We start from the raw sequence: 14,040 nt of genomic DNA, 5'->3' as shown, positions 1-14,040 counted from the left end.
AATCGGAGGGGTGGAGCTGGTCTAGTCGGTCCGAGTGCGAAAATCGAACTCGTATCTCGCGGTCGTGTCGTCGACCCGCCACACGTCGACGTTGCCGTCCCACAGCGTCACCAACCAGCACGTGCGCCCTCGTGACGGCACGACCATGGTGGCGTGCGCCCAGGGCGATGCCGTTCCACTGCGCAGGTCGATCCGCCGGATCGCCCGTCCGACCGCATCTTCCGGCTCTGCCGGCACCCACGTGCCCCACGCGGTGTCGTGGCGGCTCGGTGCCGTCACGACAGGCTCACGATGACGTGCTTGACCCGGGTGAATTCCTCGAGACCGGCCGCGCCGCCCTCCTTGCCGTAGCCCGAGCCCTTGAAACCGCCGAGCGGTCCTTCCGGGCCGACCGCCATGTGATTGTTCACCCACACGACCCCGGACTCGATCGCGTTGACGTTGCGCAGGGCTCGGCCGATGTCGCGGGTCCAGACCGACGCGGCGAGACCCTGCTCGACCGCATTGGCCTTCTCCAGCGCGTCCGCCTCGTCGGTGAACGTCTGGACCGTCGCCACCGGGCCGAAGATCTCTTCCTGCACCAGCTGATCGTCCTGTTGCAGACCGTCGATGAGGGTGGCTTCGTAGAAGTAGCCGGGACCGTCGACGATCTTGCCGCCGGTCACGACCCGTGCGTGGTCGGGCCTGCCGTCGACGAGCTCGGCGACGCGGGCGCGCTGGCCCTCCGAGATGAGAGGTCCGAGAACCGTCGACGTGTCGGCGGCGTCGCCGATCCTGGCCGCCCGCAGGCTGTCGGCCAGCGCCGCGACGAACGTGTCGTGGATGGTCTCGCTCACCAGCAGCCGGGTTGCCGACATGCACTCCTGGCCGGCGTTGAACAGGATGCCGTTGGTGAGGATCGGGAGTGCGGCCTCGAGGTCGACGTCGTCGTAGACGACGACGGGAGCGTTGCCGCCCAGCTCGAGCACCAGCCGTTTGGGTGTGGCACCCGCAGCCTCGGCGATCCGCTGTCCGGCGGACGTCGAGCCGGTGAAGGAGACGAGGTTGACGTCGGGGTGACGAACGAGAGCGTCCCCGACCACACTGCCCTTGCCGTGCACGACATTGAGGACACCCGCGGGCAGCAGCTGCTGCGCGAGTTCCGCGAACCGGGTGGTGGCCAGCGGGGTCAGCTCGGCCGGCTTGATGACCACGGTGTTGCCGGCGACCAGTGCGGGGGCCAGCTTCCAGATCGCCTGCCAGAGAGGGAAATTCCACGGTGTGATGCCGAGGACGACGCCCAGGGGTTCGCGCCGGACGAAGCTGGTGTTGCCGGCGGTGAATTCCCCGGCGGCCTGCGCGGACAATGCCCGGCCCGCTCCGGCGAAGTGCCGGAACGCCGCGACGATCCCGGGAAGCTCGTCACCCTTCGCCGCCGTCGTCGGCTTGCCGGAATCGAGCGTCTCGAGGTCGGCGAGTTCGTCCAGGTTCGCCTCGAGGAGGTTGGCGAGGTCGTGCAGAATCTGCGAGCGCTCGCCGGGCGTCTTCGCGGCCCAGGCGGGGAAAGCGGCGCGGGCCGCGTCGACGGCGCGGTAGCCGTCCTCGACGGTCGATTCCTGGAGTTCGGCGACGACCTCGCCGGTGGACGGGTTGCGGACCTGTCGCACCTGCTCGGAGGATCCTGCCACGGCCTTGCCGTCGATGATGTTGGTGACGGAACGAAGCGTGGAAGACATGAAAGTCCTTTCGAATGTGGGTCGGTGGTCGGGGAGGTGGGTTGTCAGAGGTGTCCGGCCTGGGTGTCGATGGACTTCCCGCGCCTGCTCTTGGGGATAAGCATGTAGATGACGGCGCCCGACGCGATGACCAGCAGCATGCCGAGGCCGACATGGGTGGGGTCGGAGTAGATCAGGAGCGCGCACAGCACGACCGACCAGGCGATCGCCAGGATGAAGATGACCGGGCTGACGATGCCGTAGTGCCACGGGTGGGACGGCAGCTTGCGCTTGACCAGTCCGTAGAAGCCGACGACGACCACGACACCGTAGGCCATTCCCCAGGCGAGTGCCGTCATCGCTGCGAGTACGGACAGCAGCGAGGACCACAGCGCGAACACCACGGAGATCGCGAAGATCGTGAGGGTCGCGTTGATCGGGATCCGCTGGGCACTGACCTTGCGCAGCCAGGAGGCCGCGGGGATCTGGCCGTCGCGTGCCTGTGACCACAGGACGCGAATGCCGGTGAGCTGCAGCATGACCAGGGCGGCGAACAGGGCGACGATCGCGACGGCTTCGAAGATGTTCGCGAACGCGGCACCGACCGCGGTGTCGAGGATCAGCTTGACCGGGGTGGTGCTCTCCATGACCGCCGGGAGGTCCTGGATGGCGAGCATGATCAACGCGACCATGAAGATGCCGACGACGTAGGAGGAGACGTTGGCCATGACCGATGCCATCGGCGCCTTCCGGGCGGCGTCCTTGGTCTCCTCGGAGGCGTTTCCGGTCGCGTCGAACGACGAGATCGCATATGCGGGAAGGATCATCGCGAGAAGGAAGGGGACGAACCAGTTGCCGCCGGTGGTCGTTCCGCCGGACTCGCTCAGGAACGACAGCGGCTGGGTCGGATGCTTCACGATCAGCAGCACGGCTACCAGTGCGACGACGCAGAGCACTTCCGCCACCACGCCGATGTTGTTGAGCACGGCAGCGACCTTGACTCCGGCGATGTTGATGACGGTGCCGAGCACGATCAGGCCGAGCGCCCACGGGAGGGCGTCGGTGTTGTCCTCGAATGTGACGCCGAACCAGCCGGCGACGAAGGGGGCGATGCTCACGGCGACGGTGGTGACCGCGACGGTGTGCGCGATCAGCAGCCACCATCCGGTTTGCCAGGCCAGCCACGGCTTCCCGGTGATCCGCCCGGTGATCTGGTACACGCCGCCGGCCAGTGGGTAGGCCGAGACGAGCTGCGCGACCGCGAGTCCCACGGTGAACACCTGGAGGCCGCCGCCGACGAGGAACGACCAGAACGACGCGGGCCCGAAGAACCCGAAGCCGACGATCAGGGTCGTGAAGATTCCGGAGGCGATCGCGATCGAGGTGAACTGGACTCCGAAGGCGGAGAACAGCCCCAGCGTTCGGTTGAGCTCCTGCTTGTAGCCGAGCTTCTCCAGATAGGCGGAATCGGTGTCCGCTCCGGAATCGAGGAGCGGGCGGTCGGGCTCGGTGGGCGGTTGAGTGGACACCGGGGGCTCTTCCGGGGTTATGGCCATCGTGACCTCGCTGGTCTCTGTCGCGGGTATCTCGGCGGGGGATGTGCCGAGACGAGGTTCGGTTGTCGTGGAAGAAGGCGAAAGGTGCATCGCGCTTGTTCTACTGTCGACAATCTACCACAAATCGGTGTGACCTCAATCACCAGTTGTTTCGGCTGGATTACCTTTGCGTCAACCGCGCCCGAGGCGACGGTCGCCGGCACTCAGATCCACGAGGGAGCGCGCGGTGTCGTGCCCGAGGCGCTCGAGCCGGGACGCCAGGGCGAGGAACACCTGTGCCGTGGTGACGGCGTCGCCCAGTGCGTGGTGGGGATCGACGACGGGCAGGCCGAGCGTGTCGGCCAGCCATTCCAGGTTCGGCTCGCACCGGTGCTGTCGCGGCGCCACGCCGACAGCACGGGCGAGGGCCGCGGTGTCGACGACCGTCGGCCGGAACTTCAGCCCGCTGTCGCGAAAGGCGCGGGAGAGGAAGGCCGTCTCGACCCACGCCGCGTGGGCGACGAGGACACGGTCGGTGAGGAGATGTCGCAGGACGCCGACGGCCTCGCTCAACGGTGGGGCATCGGCGACGTCCGCCTCCCGGATTGTGTGGACGGCCACGGCCTCCGGGCGGATGTCGCACTCGGGGTGGACCAGTCCGTAGACACTCTCCGCCATGACGATCCGACCGTGCCGGACCACGACCGCCCCGTAGGACACGATGGTGTCCCGCGCGAGGTCCAGTCCGGTCGTCTCCAGATCGACGACCGCGAACTCGGCGTCGCGCCACGGGCGCACCAGAGCGTCGGCGCGGCGGAACCTCCGGTGTGCCCTCATGGAAGGCGCGCTACCCATTCACTTTCCAGCCGGTTCTGGACCTCGGCCACCGCGCGGAACGATTCACGCAGATACCGGCGGGTGAGCGTGTCCAGTTGGTTGGGCGCGACCCACGTCGTCGCGTCGGTGCTGCCTTTGATGGCTTCGATCTCGCGGCCCAGGACCAATCCGTACACATACTCGAACGCGCGCACGAGCGTCTCGGTTTCGTCCGCGGTGAGCAGACCGGCGGCCTCGCCGCGCCGCAACCGGGTGAGGGTGGAGCCGCGATCGTCGCCGGTGACCACCGCGATCCACCGTCCGAGGGAGGCGATCGGCACGAGTCCACCCGCCTTGAGGTCGAGGTGGCCGCGGTTGGCGCCGGAGTGCTCGACGACGAAGTTGCGCACGAACCCGACCGGAGGTCGCCGGGAGGTGGTGAAGCGCAGGAGGGCCGACAGATACTCGCGGCTGCGGGTGGTCGCGAGCATGGCGTCGGACACCGAACGTCCGAGCGACATCCCGCTGACGGGTCTGCTGTCGGCGATCATCGACGACAGCAGCAGAGCGTTCTTCTGGGTGGGATTCGTGATCCACGACGTCGCGGCGGCGACCGCGTCGGTGCGCGAACGCGCGAACAGGGGGTTGGTCGCGTTGGCGCCGTCGGCGCAGCGGGGCAGGCCGCAGCGTTCCATGTTGTCCAGGACGCGCCCGGCCCAGTTCTGCAACTTCCGGGCGGGCGAGTCGGTGCCGGGCAGGTCTTCCCAGACCAGGCCGGTGTCGACGTCCGACTTGGGCAGCGGTTCGCGGCGGGCCACCGATCCGAGAAGCAGCCAGGACGTCCGGTGGGGAACGTGGTCGTCGCCGACGTCGGTCAGCTCGACGAGCCGCCGGATGATCGCGTCGATCACCGCGGACATCAGTCCCGCGACGTGCATGACGGACGCCCCGGTGTCGTACAACTCGACCCAGGTTCCGGGGAGCAGGGCCGCCGCGGCCGCCAGGTCCTCCACCGTGGTCGCGTCGTCGATGGCACGGCGGACGACGAGGGGATTGCGCACTTCGGCCGACGCGAGGTCGACGACACGGAGAATCCCCACCGGTCTGTCACCGGTGCCGGTCACGACCAGGTGGTGCACCCCCGACTCGACCATCGTCAGGAACGCATCGCCCACGAGCGTCTCGGCGGGGACGGACCGGGCGGGAAACGAGGCGATGACCGAGGCCGGGCTGTGCGCGTCGACGTGCCCGTCGGCGAACGCCCGCCGGAAGTCGTTGTCGGTGACGATGCCGATCGCGCCGCCCCGGTCCATCAGCGCGTACGACTGGCCGGCCTCGGTGATCACGGACGCGGCCTCGCCCACGGTCGCATCGGCGGGGCACCAGACGACTGGGCGCATCTGATGACGGGCCGCGCGCAATGCCTGATCGACCAGTCCGGAGCGGGCCAACCGTTCCCGCGTGACGAGGGTGCCGTAATGCCCGAACTGGAGTCGCTGCGGGTGCTGCAGCACCGGCCGCGGGTCGGGGAAGCGGTAGCAGAGTGTGTCTTCCGAGGCGCGGATCGCGAGAGGCGGAGGCAGACCGGACAGCACCGAGATCTGCCCGAACGTTTCGCCGGGGCCGAGCAGGTCGACGACCCGGCCGCGGTCGATCACCTCGACCTCTCCGGTGCGGACTACGAAGAAGTGATCGAGTGGGGCCTCGCCTGCCTCGACGATCCGGGCGCCGGCGGTGAAGTACTCGACCTCCACCGTCCGAGCCAGGGCATCGAGGTCGGCGGAGTCCAGCGCGTCGTAGGGCGGCTGACTGCCGAGGAAGTCGACGTACTCACGCATTCGACGGTTGAGAACCGTCGACTGGAGTGGTTGCGGCCGGGGCAGCGTCGGTCGAACCGTGGACGTGCCGGTCGATCTCGCGGGTGATCGCCTCGAGGTCGCCGGTATCGATGATGGTGAGCAGGCGCTCGTGTTCGGCGACGACGTCGTGGAGATCGGGGAACGACTGATGATCCGCCGAGAGGAACAACTGGAGCTGGGATTCCCAGCTGCGCCACAGGTCCAGCAGGAGGCCGTGCTCGGACAGTTCGTAGATCACCCGGTGGAAGCTCATGTGCGCGTCGATGGTCCGGGTCAGGTCGCCGTCGTCCGCGCCCCGGGCCATGTCCTGGAGGGTCCGCACGATCTTGGTCCGGCCTGCGCCCGACAGGCGTGGCAGCGCCAACTCGATCGCGTAGGGCTCGAGCCGTTTGCGCAGGCTGGCGATCTCGGCCATCCCCTTCGCGCTGACCTCGGCGACGAACGCACCCTTGTACGCGATCTTCACCACGAGGCCTTCGTCGGCGAGGATGCTCAGCGCCTCCCTCAGCGGCGCCCGGCTCACGCCCAGGTCGGCGGCGATGTGTGCCTCGCGGAGCTGACTGCCGGGGGCCAGGGTGCCGTCGAGGATCGCCGTGCGCAGGACGCCCGCGACCGTGCCCGGAGTGGTGCGCTGATGGATCCGCCCGAGGGAGATGTCGCCGTCCTCGCGCCGACCCACAGTCGATCCCGGTGGACGATTCGGTGACAGAGTCATCGGGTTGTCCTTTCTGATGGTGGTTGTTTCGACGTTGACCACGCCGGGAGCCTCTTGTCGACAATAGATCAACAGTGCGGGACGGGGGAGCGTCCGAGCAGGCTATTCGCCGTTCGCGGACACGTAGAAGTGTCCGCGTTCGAGCACCGGATCGAGTATCCCGGTGTCCAGTTCGTTGGCGGCATCCTCGAATCCGGCGGCGTCGCGGTGCTGCCCGGGGTACCCGATCAACGCCTTGACCTGGGGAGTCATGAAGTAGGCGCCGGCGAGGATCGACGACAGCGGATCGAACGTGAACTTGTCTTCGGCCCACATCCGCTTGATCTCTGCGCGGAGGTCGTCACCGTGCAGACCGGCTGCCTTGTCGATCGCCGAGAGGACCGCGTCGAAGACATCGGCCCGGGCGGCGAGCGCCAGATTCAGGTAGCGGAGGTACTCGTCGGCGTCGCTGGCGGCGGGATTCTCACCGGACGCGGGGATCAGGCAGTCCGCGATCCGCAGGAGCGTCGTCAGTTCGGAATCCGTGAGCGGCCGCGGCGGTGCCGTGTGCCTGCCCGGTACCGACAGTCGCCGTTTCGGCGTCGAGTGCAGGTCGAGGGATGTGGTGCTCATGCCGATGCCTTCCGTGCGTTGACGTCTTCGACGACCTTCTTGCCCACCCGCAGGGCGAGCGCGCTGATCGTGCAGGTCGGGTTGGCGGAGCCGGACGTGACGAAGATGCTGCCGTCCGCGATGTAGAGGTTCTCGACATCGTGGGCCCGGCCGTGCGAATCGACAACGGACGTCGCCGGGTCGTCGCCCATCCGGGCCGTCCCGAGGAGGTGCCCCGGCTGGTCGACCCATAATTCCTGCGTGAAGATCTGCTTCGCGCCCGCCGCCTCGTGGAGTTCGACCATGCGCTCGACGGTGTACTTCAGGATCTTGCGGGTGTTCTCGCTGACGCGGTACTCGACCTTCGGCGCAGGCAGGCCGTCGGCATCGAACTCCTCGGCGGAGAGGGTGACCCGGTTGTGTTCCTCGGGCAGATCCTCCACGTTGGCCGCCCAGAGGATGCCGTTGGACGCCGCGCGCGCGACATCGTGAATGGCCGGTCCCCACAGGTCGTCGAAATCGAGTTGCCGGTGGGTCTCGATCGTGTTCAGCGGTCCCGGCGTCGGGAGGGCGTGCAGCTTGGCGCCGCGGACGAACCCGCGGGAGGTGTCCGTGTCGTAGAACTGCATGGAGTGAATGAGCTGTCCGGCCGGCCCACGCCAGCTCTCCAGGTTGTCCTCGTAGTACCCGATGGCGGTGCAGTTGGGGTGCAGCATGAGGTTCCGGCCCACCTGGCCCGAGGAATTCGCCAGGCCGTCCGGATGCTTCTCGTCGGCCGACAGCAGCAGGAGCCGAGGTGTTCCGATGCCGTTCGCGCAGATGATCACTGCCCGGGCCGGTTGGAAATGGACGGCGCCGGTGCGGTCCACCCATTCGGCGCCTGCCGCGCGTCCGTCGTCGCCGGTGACGATCCGGCGGACACGCGCACCGGTCTCCACGCGGGCGCCGGCCTGCTGCGCCTGCGGCATGTAGATCAAGTCGAACGAGGCCTTCGCGCCCTGCGGACAACCCCATTCGCAGACGCCCCAGCGACCGCACTGCTCGAGTGTCTTGTTCTTCTGGCTGGGAATCGCGTTGGTGCCCGGCCACCAGTGCCAGCCGAGCTTGTTCGCGGCTTCGGCCGCTTTCATGCCGGGCTTGCCCAACGGGTGGGGCGGCAGCGGGTATTCGAGACCTTCGGGGTAGGCGGTGTCGCCGTCGACTCCGGAGACGCCGATGAATTCGTCGACCTCGTCGTGGTACGGCTTGAGGTCGTCGTAGCTGATCGGCCAGTCGTCCGCGACACCGTCGAGCGTCTTGACCCGGAAGTCCGAGGGCAGCAGCCGCGGCCACTCCGCGCCGTAGAAGATGGAACTTCCCCCGACGGCGTTGAACATCACGGGCCACATGTCGGATTCCGTCACGTCGACCGGGTAGTCGGACGGCAGGGCACGGACATTCGGATCGTGCGCCCAGTCGTGCTGGATGAGCAGTTCCCACTCGGGGTGGTTGGCGGGGAAGTCGCTGGGGTTGACCCAGTCGCCCTGCTCGAGGCAGAGGGTGCTCAGTCCCGCCGTGGCGGCAGTGTGCGTGACTACCGCGCCGGACGGACCCGCGCCGATCACCAACACGTCGACAACGTCGTGCTGGGTGACATCGGAGTCAGTGGAAGTCATCGTGGTCGACCTCGTTTCGTCTAATTGTCGACATTACGTCAATGGTGATGGGAGTCACGTCGGCTGTCAAATGGGATTGCGGTGGGAGCCCGAGGCGGCAGGGCCCCCACCGCAAGGGTGGGTGTGTCAGGCCCCGGCGAGAACGCCGCCGTCGACGACGAACGCCGTCCCGGTGATGGCGGTGGAGTGGTCCGACAGCAGGAAGGCGACGGAGTGCGCGATCTCGATGGGGAGGATGGCGCGTCCGATCGGCTGGAAGTCGGGGAGCCCGGCCTCGAGTTCCTCGCGGCCGCCGAGTGCCGTGTAGTGCGGCACGTTCAGCGGGGTGTCGACGAAGCCCGGGCAGAGTGTGTTGGCGCGGATGCCCTGCGCGCCGAAGTCCAGGGCGATGGCCTTGGTCAGGGTGAGCACGGCGCCCTTGCTTGCCGTGTATGTCGTCAGCAGTTTCTCGGCGCCGATCGAGTTGATGGAACCGAAGTTGACGATCGACCCGCCGCCCACCTTCAGCATCTCGGGAATCGCGTACTTCGACCCCAGGAACACGCCCTTCACGTTGACGTCGAACGTCTTCTGGTAGTCCTCGACCGACGCGTCCAGAATGGTGCCGGGCTTCAGGATGCCGGCGTTGTTGACGATGCCGTCGAGCTTGCCGAACGTCGCCACCGTGAAGTCGACGAGGTTCTTGACCTGCTCTTCTTCGGTGACATCGACGACGCGGCCGATCAGGCGATCGTCGTCGACCTTCAGCTGGGGAAGGCTGGACTCGGAGTGCACGGTGGCGACCACCTGTGCCCCCTCGTCGTGGAGATGCAACGCCGTGGCGAGGCCGATTCCTCCGCCTGCACCCGTAACGATGACTGTCTTACCCTGCAGCAGCTGGCCCATGGTGTTCTCCCTCGAGGGTCATGTGGATGTGGAAGCGCGAATACGCGGAAGCGATTGACTCCTTGTCGACAATCGACCAGGAAAGTGTGCGCCCTCGCCGGACGATCGGTCAAGCGTTGGATCCGGATCCGTTCAGTGCTTGACCTCCGGGCGGGGACGTCTTAGATTTCTAGTCGATTGTCGACTAGAGCACATTCTGTGCCCGGCGCGCTGCGCCGCACACCTCACGCCCTCGATCGAAGGACGAATCCCATGGCACCAAAAACCCGATTGCTGCACGAACGCCTGGCCGCCGTCGTGAGCCAGCTCCGGCACGGCGAGATGATCTACGTCGCGGACGCGGGAAGCGGCACGTCTTCCGCGAGCCTCGTTCCACTGTCGCCGCAGGTCGAGACCATCGATCTCGGCATCGCGCCGGGATTGCCGTCGGTCGGGGATCTGCTGTCGGTGCTGTGCGAGGTGGGGGATTTCGAAGCAGCCATCGTCACCGAGGACATGGTGACCGCCAACCCCGAAGCCCGGAAGTTCGTCTCAGCACTGGTGGGGGAGGAGAACGTCCACGAGCTGCGGTACCTCCCCGAGTTCTACAACCTCCGCGACCGGGTGAAGGTCTTCGTCCAGACCGGCGACTACACGGTGCACGGCAACGTCGTTCTCGTCGCGGGCTACCCGAGCCCTCCGATTCCGCTGAACTGGCTCACGTCCCCGACCTGGTTCGAGGACTTGCCGACCGCACCGCCGTCGACCGATCCGGGAAGTCCGGAGGCCTGACATGCCCTACTTCGACGGTGTCAGGAACAAGGTCTACTACCGGCAGTGGGAAGCCTCGCAGCCCTGGGCGCGGATCCTGCTCCTGCACGGATTCGGTGAGCACTCCGGTCACTATCACCGGCTCGCGGGGCAGCTGAACTCGGCCGGTCTGGACGTGTGGGCGCCCGATCACCTCGGCCACGGTCACACCGGCGGACCGGCAGGGCTCTTCCCCTCGGTGGACGAACTCGCTTCCAATGCAGGAGTTCTGGTCGACATCATGGCCGGCGACGGGCCCGGCGTGCCGGTGGTCGTCCTGGGCCACTCGCTCGGCGCACTGACCGGGGCCCTCCTCTCGGTTCGCACACCGTCCCTGCGCACCGGACTGATCATGACGGGAGCGCCCCTCTGGGGACTGCCGCGTGAGGCGGAGGGCCGGACGGACCTCGTCATGGCGAAGGACCGGTCGTACCTCGATGCGCTCGAGAACGATCCGCTCGGCTTCGACACGGCTCCCGCCGAACCGAACCTCTGGCAGGCGCTCACCGTGGCCGGAGGAAAAGTGCGGGCGTGTCTGCCCGCGATGACGATGCCGATCCTGTTGGTCAACGGCGAATTCGACGCCTTCGCGACACCCGATCGCGCTGCCGAATTCGCGCGAGAACTGCAGCACGGACAGAGCGTCGTCATCCCGGGCGGCTACCACGACATTCCGAACGACGTCGCCCACCGGGAGGTCGCGTCGCTGATGATCGAGGCGATCTCGCGATGGTGCCGGACCGTGCATCCACTCCCGGCGGGGTCTCGATGAGCGGGCCCTGTACCGCGGCCTGCGCCCCACGAATCACGAGGAAACCATGAGAAAGATCTTTCTGGCCTGCCCCTACAGCCATGCCGATCCGGCGGTGACGCACGAGCGGTTTCTCGCCAGCAACGAGGTAGCGGGATACATCGTCGAATCCGGCCATGCGGTGTTCAGCCAGGTGTCGATGTCTCATCCCGTCAACCTGACCTTCACCGGAAAGGACAACACGGCGATCGGCAGGATATGGGGACCCGTCGACCGGGTGTTCATGGACGCGATGGAGGAACTGATCATCCTCGACCTCCCCGGATGGGATCAGAGTTCCGGCATCAGACGCGAGATCGAGTTCTTCGAGCGCCGGGACAGGCGGGTGAGCCTGTGGTCCGAGGCCTCCGCCGAGTTCGTCGCACCCGAAAGTTCCGCGGTCCGCTGACAGTCGTCCAACTCCCCATGCCGGGCGGTCGTTTCCGTGGGACGGTGGACGGGTAGCCGACCGTGCGGCGGAGCAGACGAGATGACGACGGAGGACCATGAACCCCGAGATCCATCACGAGCCCAGCGAGATCAGCTACGACGAGCAGTTCTACCCGGCGCGCCCTCGGCCGTTGAAACCGTCGGTCCGCCGTGCGACCAGGGTCGATGCGCAGTCGGGCGAGCCCGTGCCGGACAACCCGAACTATGTGGAGTGGCTGATCAATCAGTCGATCCTGCACGATGCGAAGTTGATCGCGGAGCAGTTGTCCGGCAAGGGCAGCATGTGGCAGAACCCGTATGCCGATCCGAATCCGCGCGCAGCGGTGGAACGCGGATCGGTGTGGTTCACGGCGTACCCGATTTCGATCATCACGGCTCCGGGCGCGAGTTTCCTGAGTTCGCTCGGCGACGAGTCCCTGTGGCAGGCGTTCTCCGAGATCGGGGTGACGGCCGTCCACACCGGGCCGGTGAAGCAGGCGGGCGGGATCAACGGGTGGCGGGCCACGCCGTCGGTAGACGGCCATTTCGATCGCATCAGCATGCAGATCGACTCGGCCTTCGGGACCGAGGAGGAGTTCCGCAAACTCTGCGTCGTCGCCGCCGCATACGACGGCATCGTCATCGACGACATCGTCCCCGGTCACACCGGCAAGGGTGCCGACTTCCGGCTCGCCGAGATGGCGTACGCCGACTACCCCGGCATCTATCACATGGTGGAGATCGAACAGCAGGATTGGCACCTGCTTCCCCGCGTGCCGGAAGGCCGGGACTCGGTCAACATCGACGCCGACACCGAGGCGCAACTCGCCCGGGCCGGGTACATCATCGGTCAACTCCAGCGCGTCATCTTCTACGAACTCGGTGTCAAGGAAACCAACTGGAGTGTCACCCCCGTGGTGAAGGGGGTGGACGGCATCGAGCGGAGGTGGGTGTACCTGCACTATTTCAAGGCCGGGCAGCCCTCCATCAACTGGCTGGATCCGTCGTTCGCGGGCATGCGCCTCGTCATCGGGGATGCCTGCCACTCCATCGCGGACCTCGGTGCGGGTGCACTTCGACTGGATGCCAACGGATTCCTCGGGGTCGAACGCCGGACCGAGGGACTGCCCGGCTGGTCGGAGGGGCATCCACTGTCGGAGGCGGCGAATCACCTGATCGCCAGCATCGTGCGGAAGATGGGGGGATTCACGTTCCAGGAACTGAACCTCACCATCGACGACATCAAGGCGATGGGGACGACCGGAGCCGACCTGTCCTACGACTTCATCAATCGCCCCGCCTACCATCACGCCCTCGTCATGGGGAACACCGAATTTCTCCGGCTCACCATGAACCTCGCCCGCGATCACGGTGTCGACGCCGCGTCGCTCGTCCATGCCCTGCAGAACCACGACGAGCTGACATTCGAACTGGTCCACTTCGCGACGCTGCACAAGGACGACGAGTTCGCGTACGGCGGCGAGTCGATCACGGGGTCGGATCTCGGTGACCGTATCCGTAAGGACTTGTGCGAGCGGCTCACCGGACGCTGGGCCCCGTACAACCGCACGTTCACGACCAATGGGATCGCCTGCACGACCGCCAGCGTCATCACCGCGGCGCTCGGCATCCGTGACCTCGACAGGATGGATGCCGCGGACATCGACACCGTCAAGCAGGCGCATCTGCTCCTGGCGATGTTCAACGCGCTCCAGCCCGGCGTCTTCGCCCTGTCGGGCTGGGATCTGTGCGGGCTGCTGCCCGTGCCGTCCGAGGACGTCGCCGACCTTCTCGCCGAAGGCGACACCCGGTGGATCAACCGCGGTGCGCACGACCTGATGGGGGTCAATCCCGAAGCCGCCCGGTCGGAGTCGGGCATTCCCCGGGGCACCAGCCTGTACGGAAGTCTGCCGGTGCAACTGCAGGATCCGGCGTCCTTCGCTCGCGGTCTCGCCCGCATCATCGACATCCGAAACCGGTTCGGCATCGCCACCGCGGTCCAGCTCGACGTGCCCACCGTGTCGCACAAGGGGCTGCTCGTCATGGTCCACGAACTGGCGGACTCGAGTCTCGAAGTCACCGTTCTCAACTTCACGTCCGAGGAGATCGCCGCGACCGTGCAGTCCCAGTTCCTGCCGGCCGGATCGCCCGCCGTCAACCTGTTCACCGACGAACAGATCGGCACCGTCGACGAACTCCACAGCTTCCCGATCTCCCTCGCGCCCTATGAGGGAGTTCCGGTTGTCGTGCGACCGGGCAGGACCGACGACGCGGGCTGAAAA

Annotated in this window: 13 protein-coding genes; 4 read left to right on the top strand and 9 right to left on the bottom strand. The window is 66.9% G+C overall.

The genetic code is table 11. The features are described from left to right. Positions 1 to 21 precede the first annotated feature (21 nt). From QM841_RS30565 to QM841_RS30525, 9 genes are all read right to left on the bottom strand, one after another. Positions 22 to 279 (bottom strand): hypothetical protein, encoded by a 258-nt coding sequence (locus QM841_RS30565; RefSeq protein WP_280778996.1) that lies wholly within the window; start codon positions 277 to 279, stop codon positions 22 to 24. Then, complete coding sequence (locus tag QM841_RS30560; protein ID WP_283334871.1) at positions 276 to 1,715, bottom strand: aldehyde dehydrogenase family protein; 1,440 nt, start codon at positions 1,713 to 1,715, stop codon at positions 276 to 278. The genes QM841_RS30565 and QM841_RS30560 overlap by 4 nt, the downstream gene beginning before the upstream one ends. A 44-nt stretch (positions 1,716 to 1,759) precedes the next feature. Then, the gene (locus tag QM841_RS30555; RefSeq protein WP_283334870.1) at positions 1,760 to 3,223 is read right to left on the bottom strand and encodes an APC family permease; all 1,464 of its coding nucleotides are present in this window, start codon (positions 3,221 to 3,223) and stop codon (positions 1,760 to 1,762) included. A 198-nt stretch (positions 3,224 to 3,421) separates the two neighbouring features. Further along, positions 3,422 to 4,066 carry a 3'-5' exonuclease gene (locus QM841_RS30550; protein WP_280778993.1) on the bottom strand — a complete coding sequence of 215 codons (645 nt, stop codon included), beginning with the start codon at positions 4,064 to 4,066 and terminating at the stop codon, positions 3,422 to 3,424. Continuing rightward, positions 4,063 to 5,883 carry a putative nucleotidyltransferase substrate binding domain-containing protein gene (locus tag QM841_RS30545; RefSeq protein ID WP_283334869.1) on the bottom strand — a complete coding sequence of 607 codons (1,821 nt, stop codon included), beginning with the start codon at positions 5,881 to 5,883 and terminating at the stop codon, positions 4,063 to 4,065. Before QM841_RS30545 ends, QM841_RS30550 begins: the two co-directional genes overlap by 4 nt. Continuing rightward, entirely contained in the window at positions 5,876 to 6,661 is a 786-nt protein-coding gene (locus QM841_RS30540; protein ID WP_283334868.1) for a GntR family transcriptional regulator, read from the bottom strand. The genes QM841_RS30545 and QM841_RS30540 overlap by 8 nt, the downstream gene beginning before the upstream one ends. 60 nt (positions 6,662 to 6,721) lie before the next feature. Continuing rightward, positions 6,722 to 7,231 (bottom strand): hypothetical protein, encoded by a 510-nt coding sequence (locus tag QM841_RS30535; RefSeq protein ID WP_283334867.1) that lies wholly within the window; start codon positions 7,229 to 7,231, stop codon positions 6,722 to 6,724. Further along, positions 7,228 to 8,865, bottom strand: a complete 1,638-nt coding sequence (locus QM841_RS30530) for a GMC family oxidoreductase (protein ID WP_283334866.1) — start codon at positions 8,863 to 8,865, stop codon at positions 7,228 to 7,230. The genes QM841_RS30535 and QM841_RS30530 overlap by 4 nt, the downstream gene beginning before the upstream one ends. A gap of 126 nt (positions 8,866 to 8,991) precedes the next feature. After that, entirely contained in the window at positions 8,992 to 9,750 is a 759-nt protein-coding gene (locus tag QM841_RS30525; protein ID WP_280778986.1) for an SDR family NAD(P)-dependent oxidoreductase, read from the bottom strand. 252 nt (positions 9,751 to 10,002) lie between these two features. On the opposite strand from QM841_RS30525, the gene QM841_RS30520 reads away from it, so the two are divergent. From QM841_RS30520 to treS, 4 genes are all read left to right on the top strand, one after another. Further along, complete coding sequence (locus QM841_RS30520) at positions 10,003 to 10,521, top strand: RbsD/FucU domain-containing protein (protein WP_283334865.1); 519 nt, start codon at positions 10,003 to 10,005, stop codon at positions 10,519 to 10,521. A gap of 1 nt (position 10,522) precedes the next feature. Continuing rightward, on the top strand, positions 10,523 to 11,311 hold the full coding sequence (locus QM841_RS30515) for an alpha/beta fold hydrolase (protein WP_283334864.1): 789 nt from the start codon (positions 10,523 to 10,525) through the stop codon (positions 11,309 to 11,311). Positions 11,312 to 11,357: 46 nt separating this feature from the next. Further along, positions 11,358 to 11,738, top strand: coding sequence for a DUF1937 family protein (locus tag QM841_RS30510; protein ID WP_283334863.1), 381 nt, complete (start codon positions 11,358 to 11,360; stop codon positions 11,736 to 11,738). Between the two features lie 97 nt (positions 11,739 to 11,835). Then, positions 11,836 to 14,037: a maltose alpha-D-glucosyltransferase gene (gene treS, locus QM841_RS30505; RefSeq protein WP_283334862.1), complete on the top strand. Its 2,202-nt coding sequence runs from the start codon at positions 11,836 to 11,838 to the stop codon at positions 14,035 to 14,037. Positions 14,038 to 14,040 lie beyond the last annotated feature (3 nt).

The organism is Rhodococcus sp. IEGM 1307 (assembly GCF_030056915.1).
GTDB classification, from domain to species: Bacteria; Actinomycetota; Actinomycetes; order Mycobacteriales; family Mycobacteriaceae; genus Rhodococcus_F; species Rhodococcus_F opacus_D.
The sequence above is the reverse complement of the archived record's forward strand: the minus strand, read 5'-3'. Positions and strand labels throughout refer to the sequence as shown.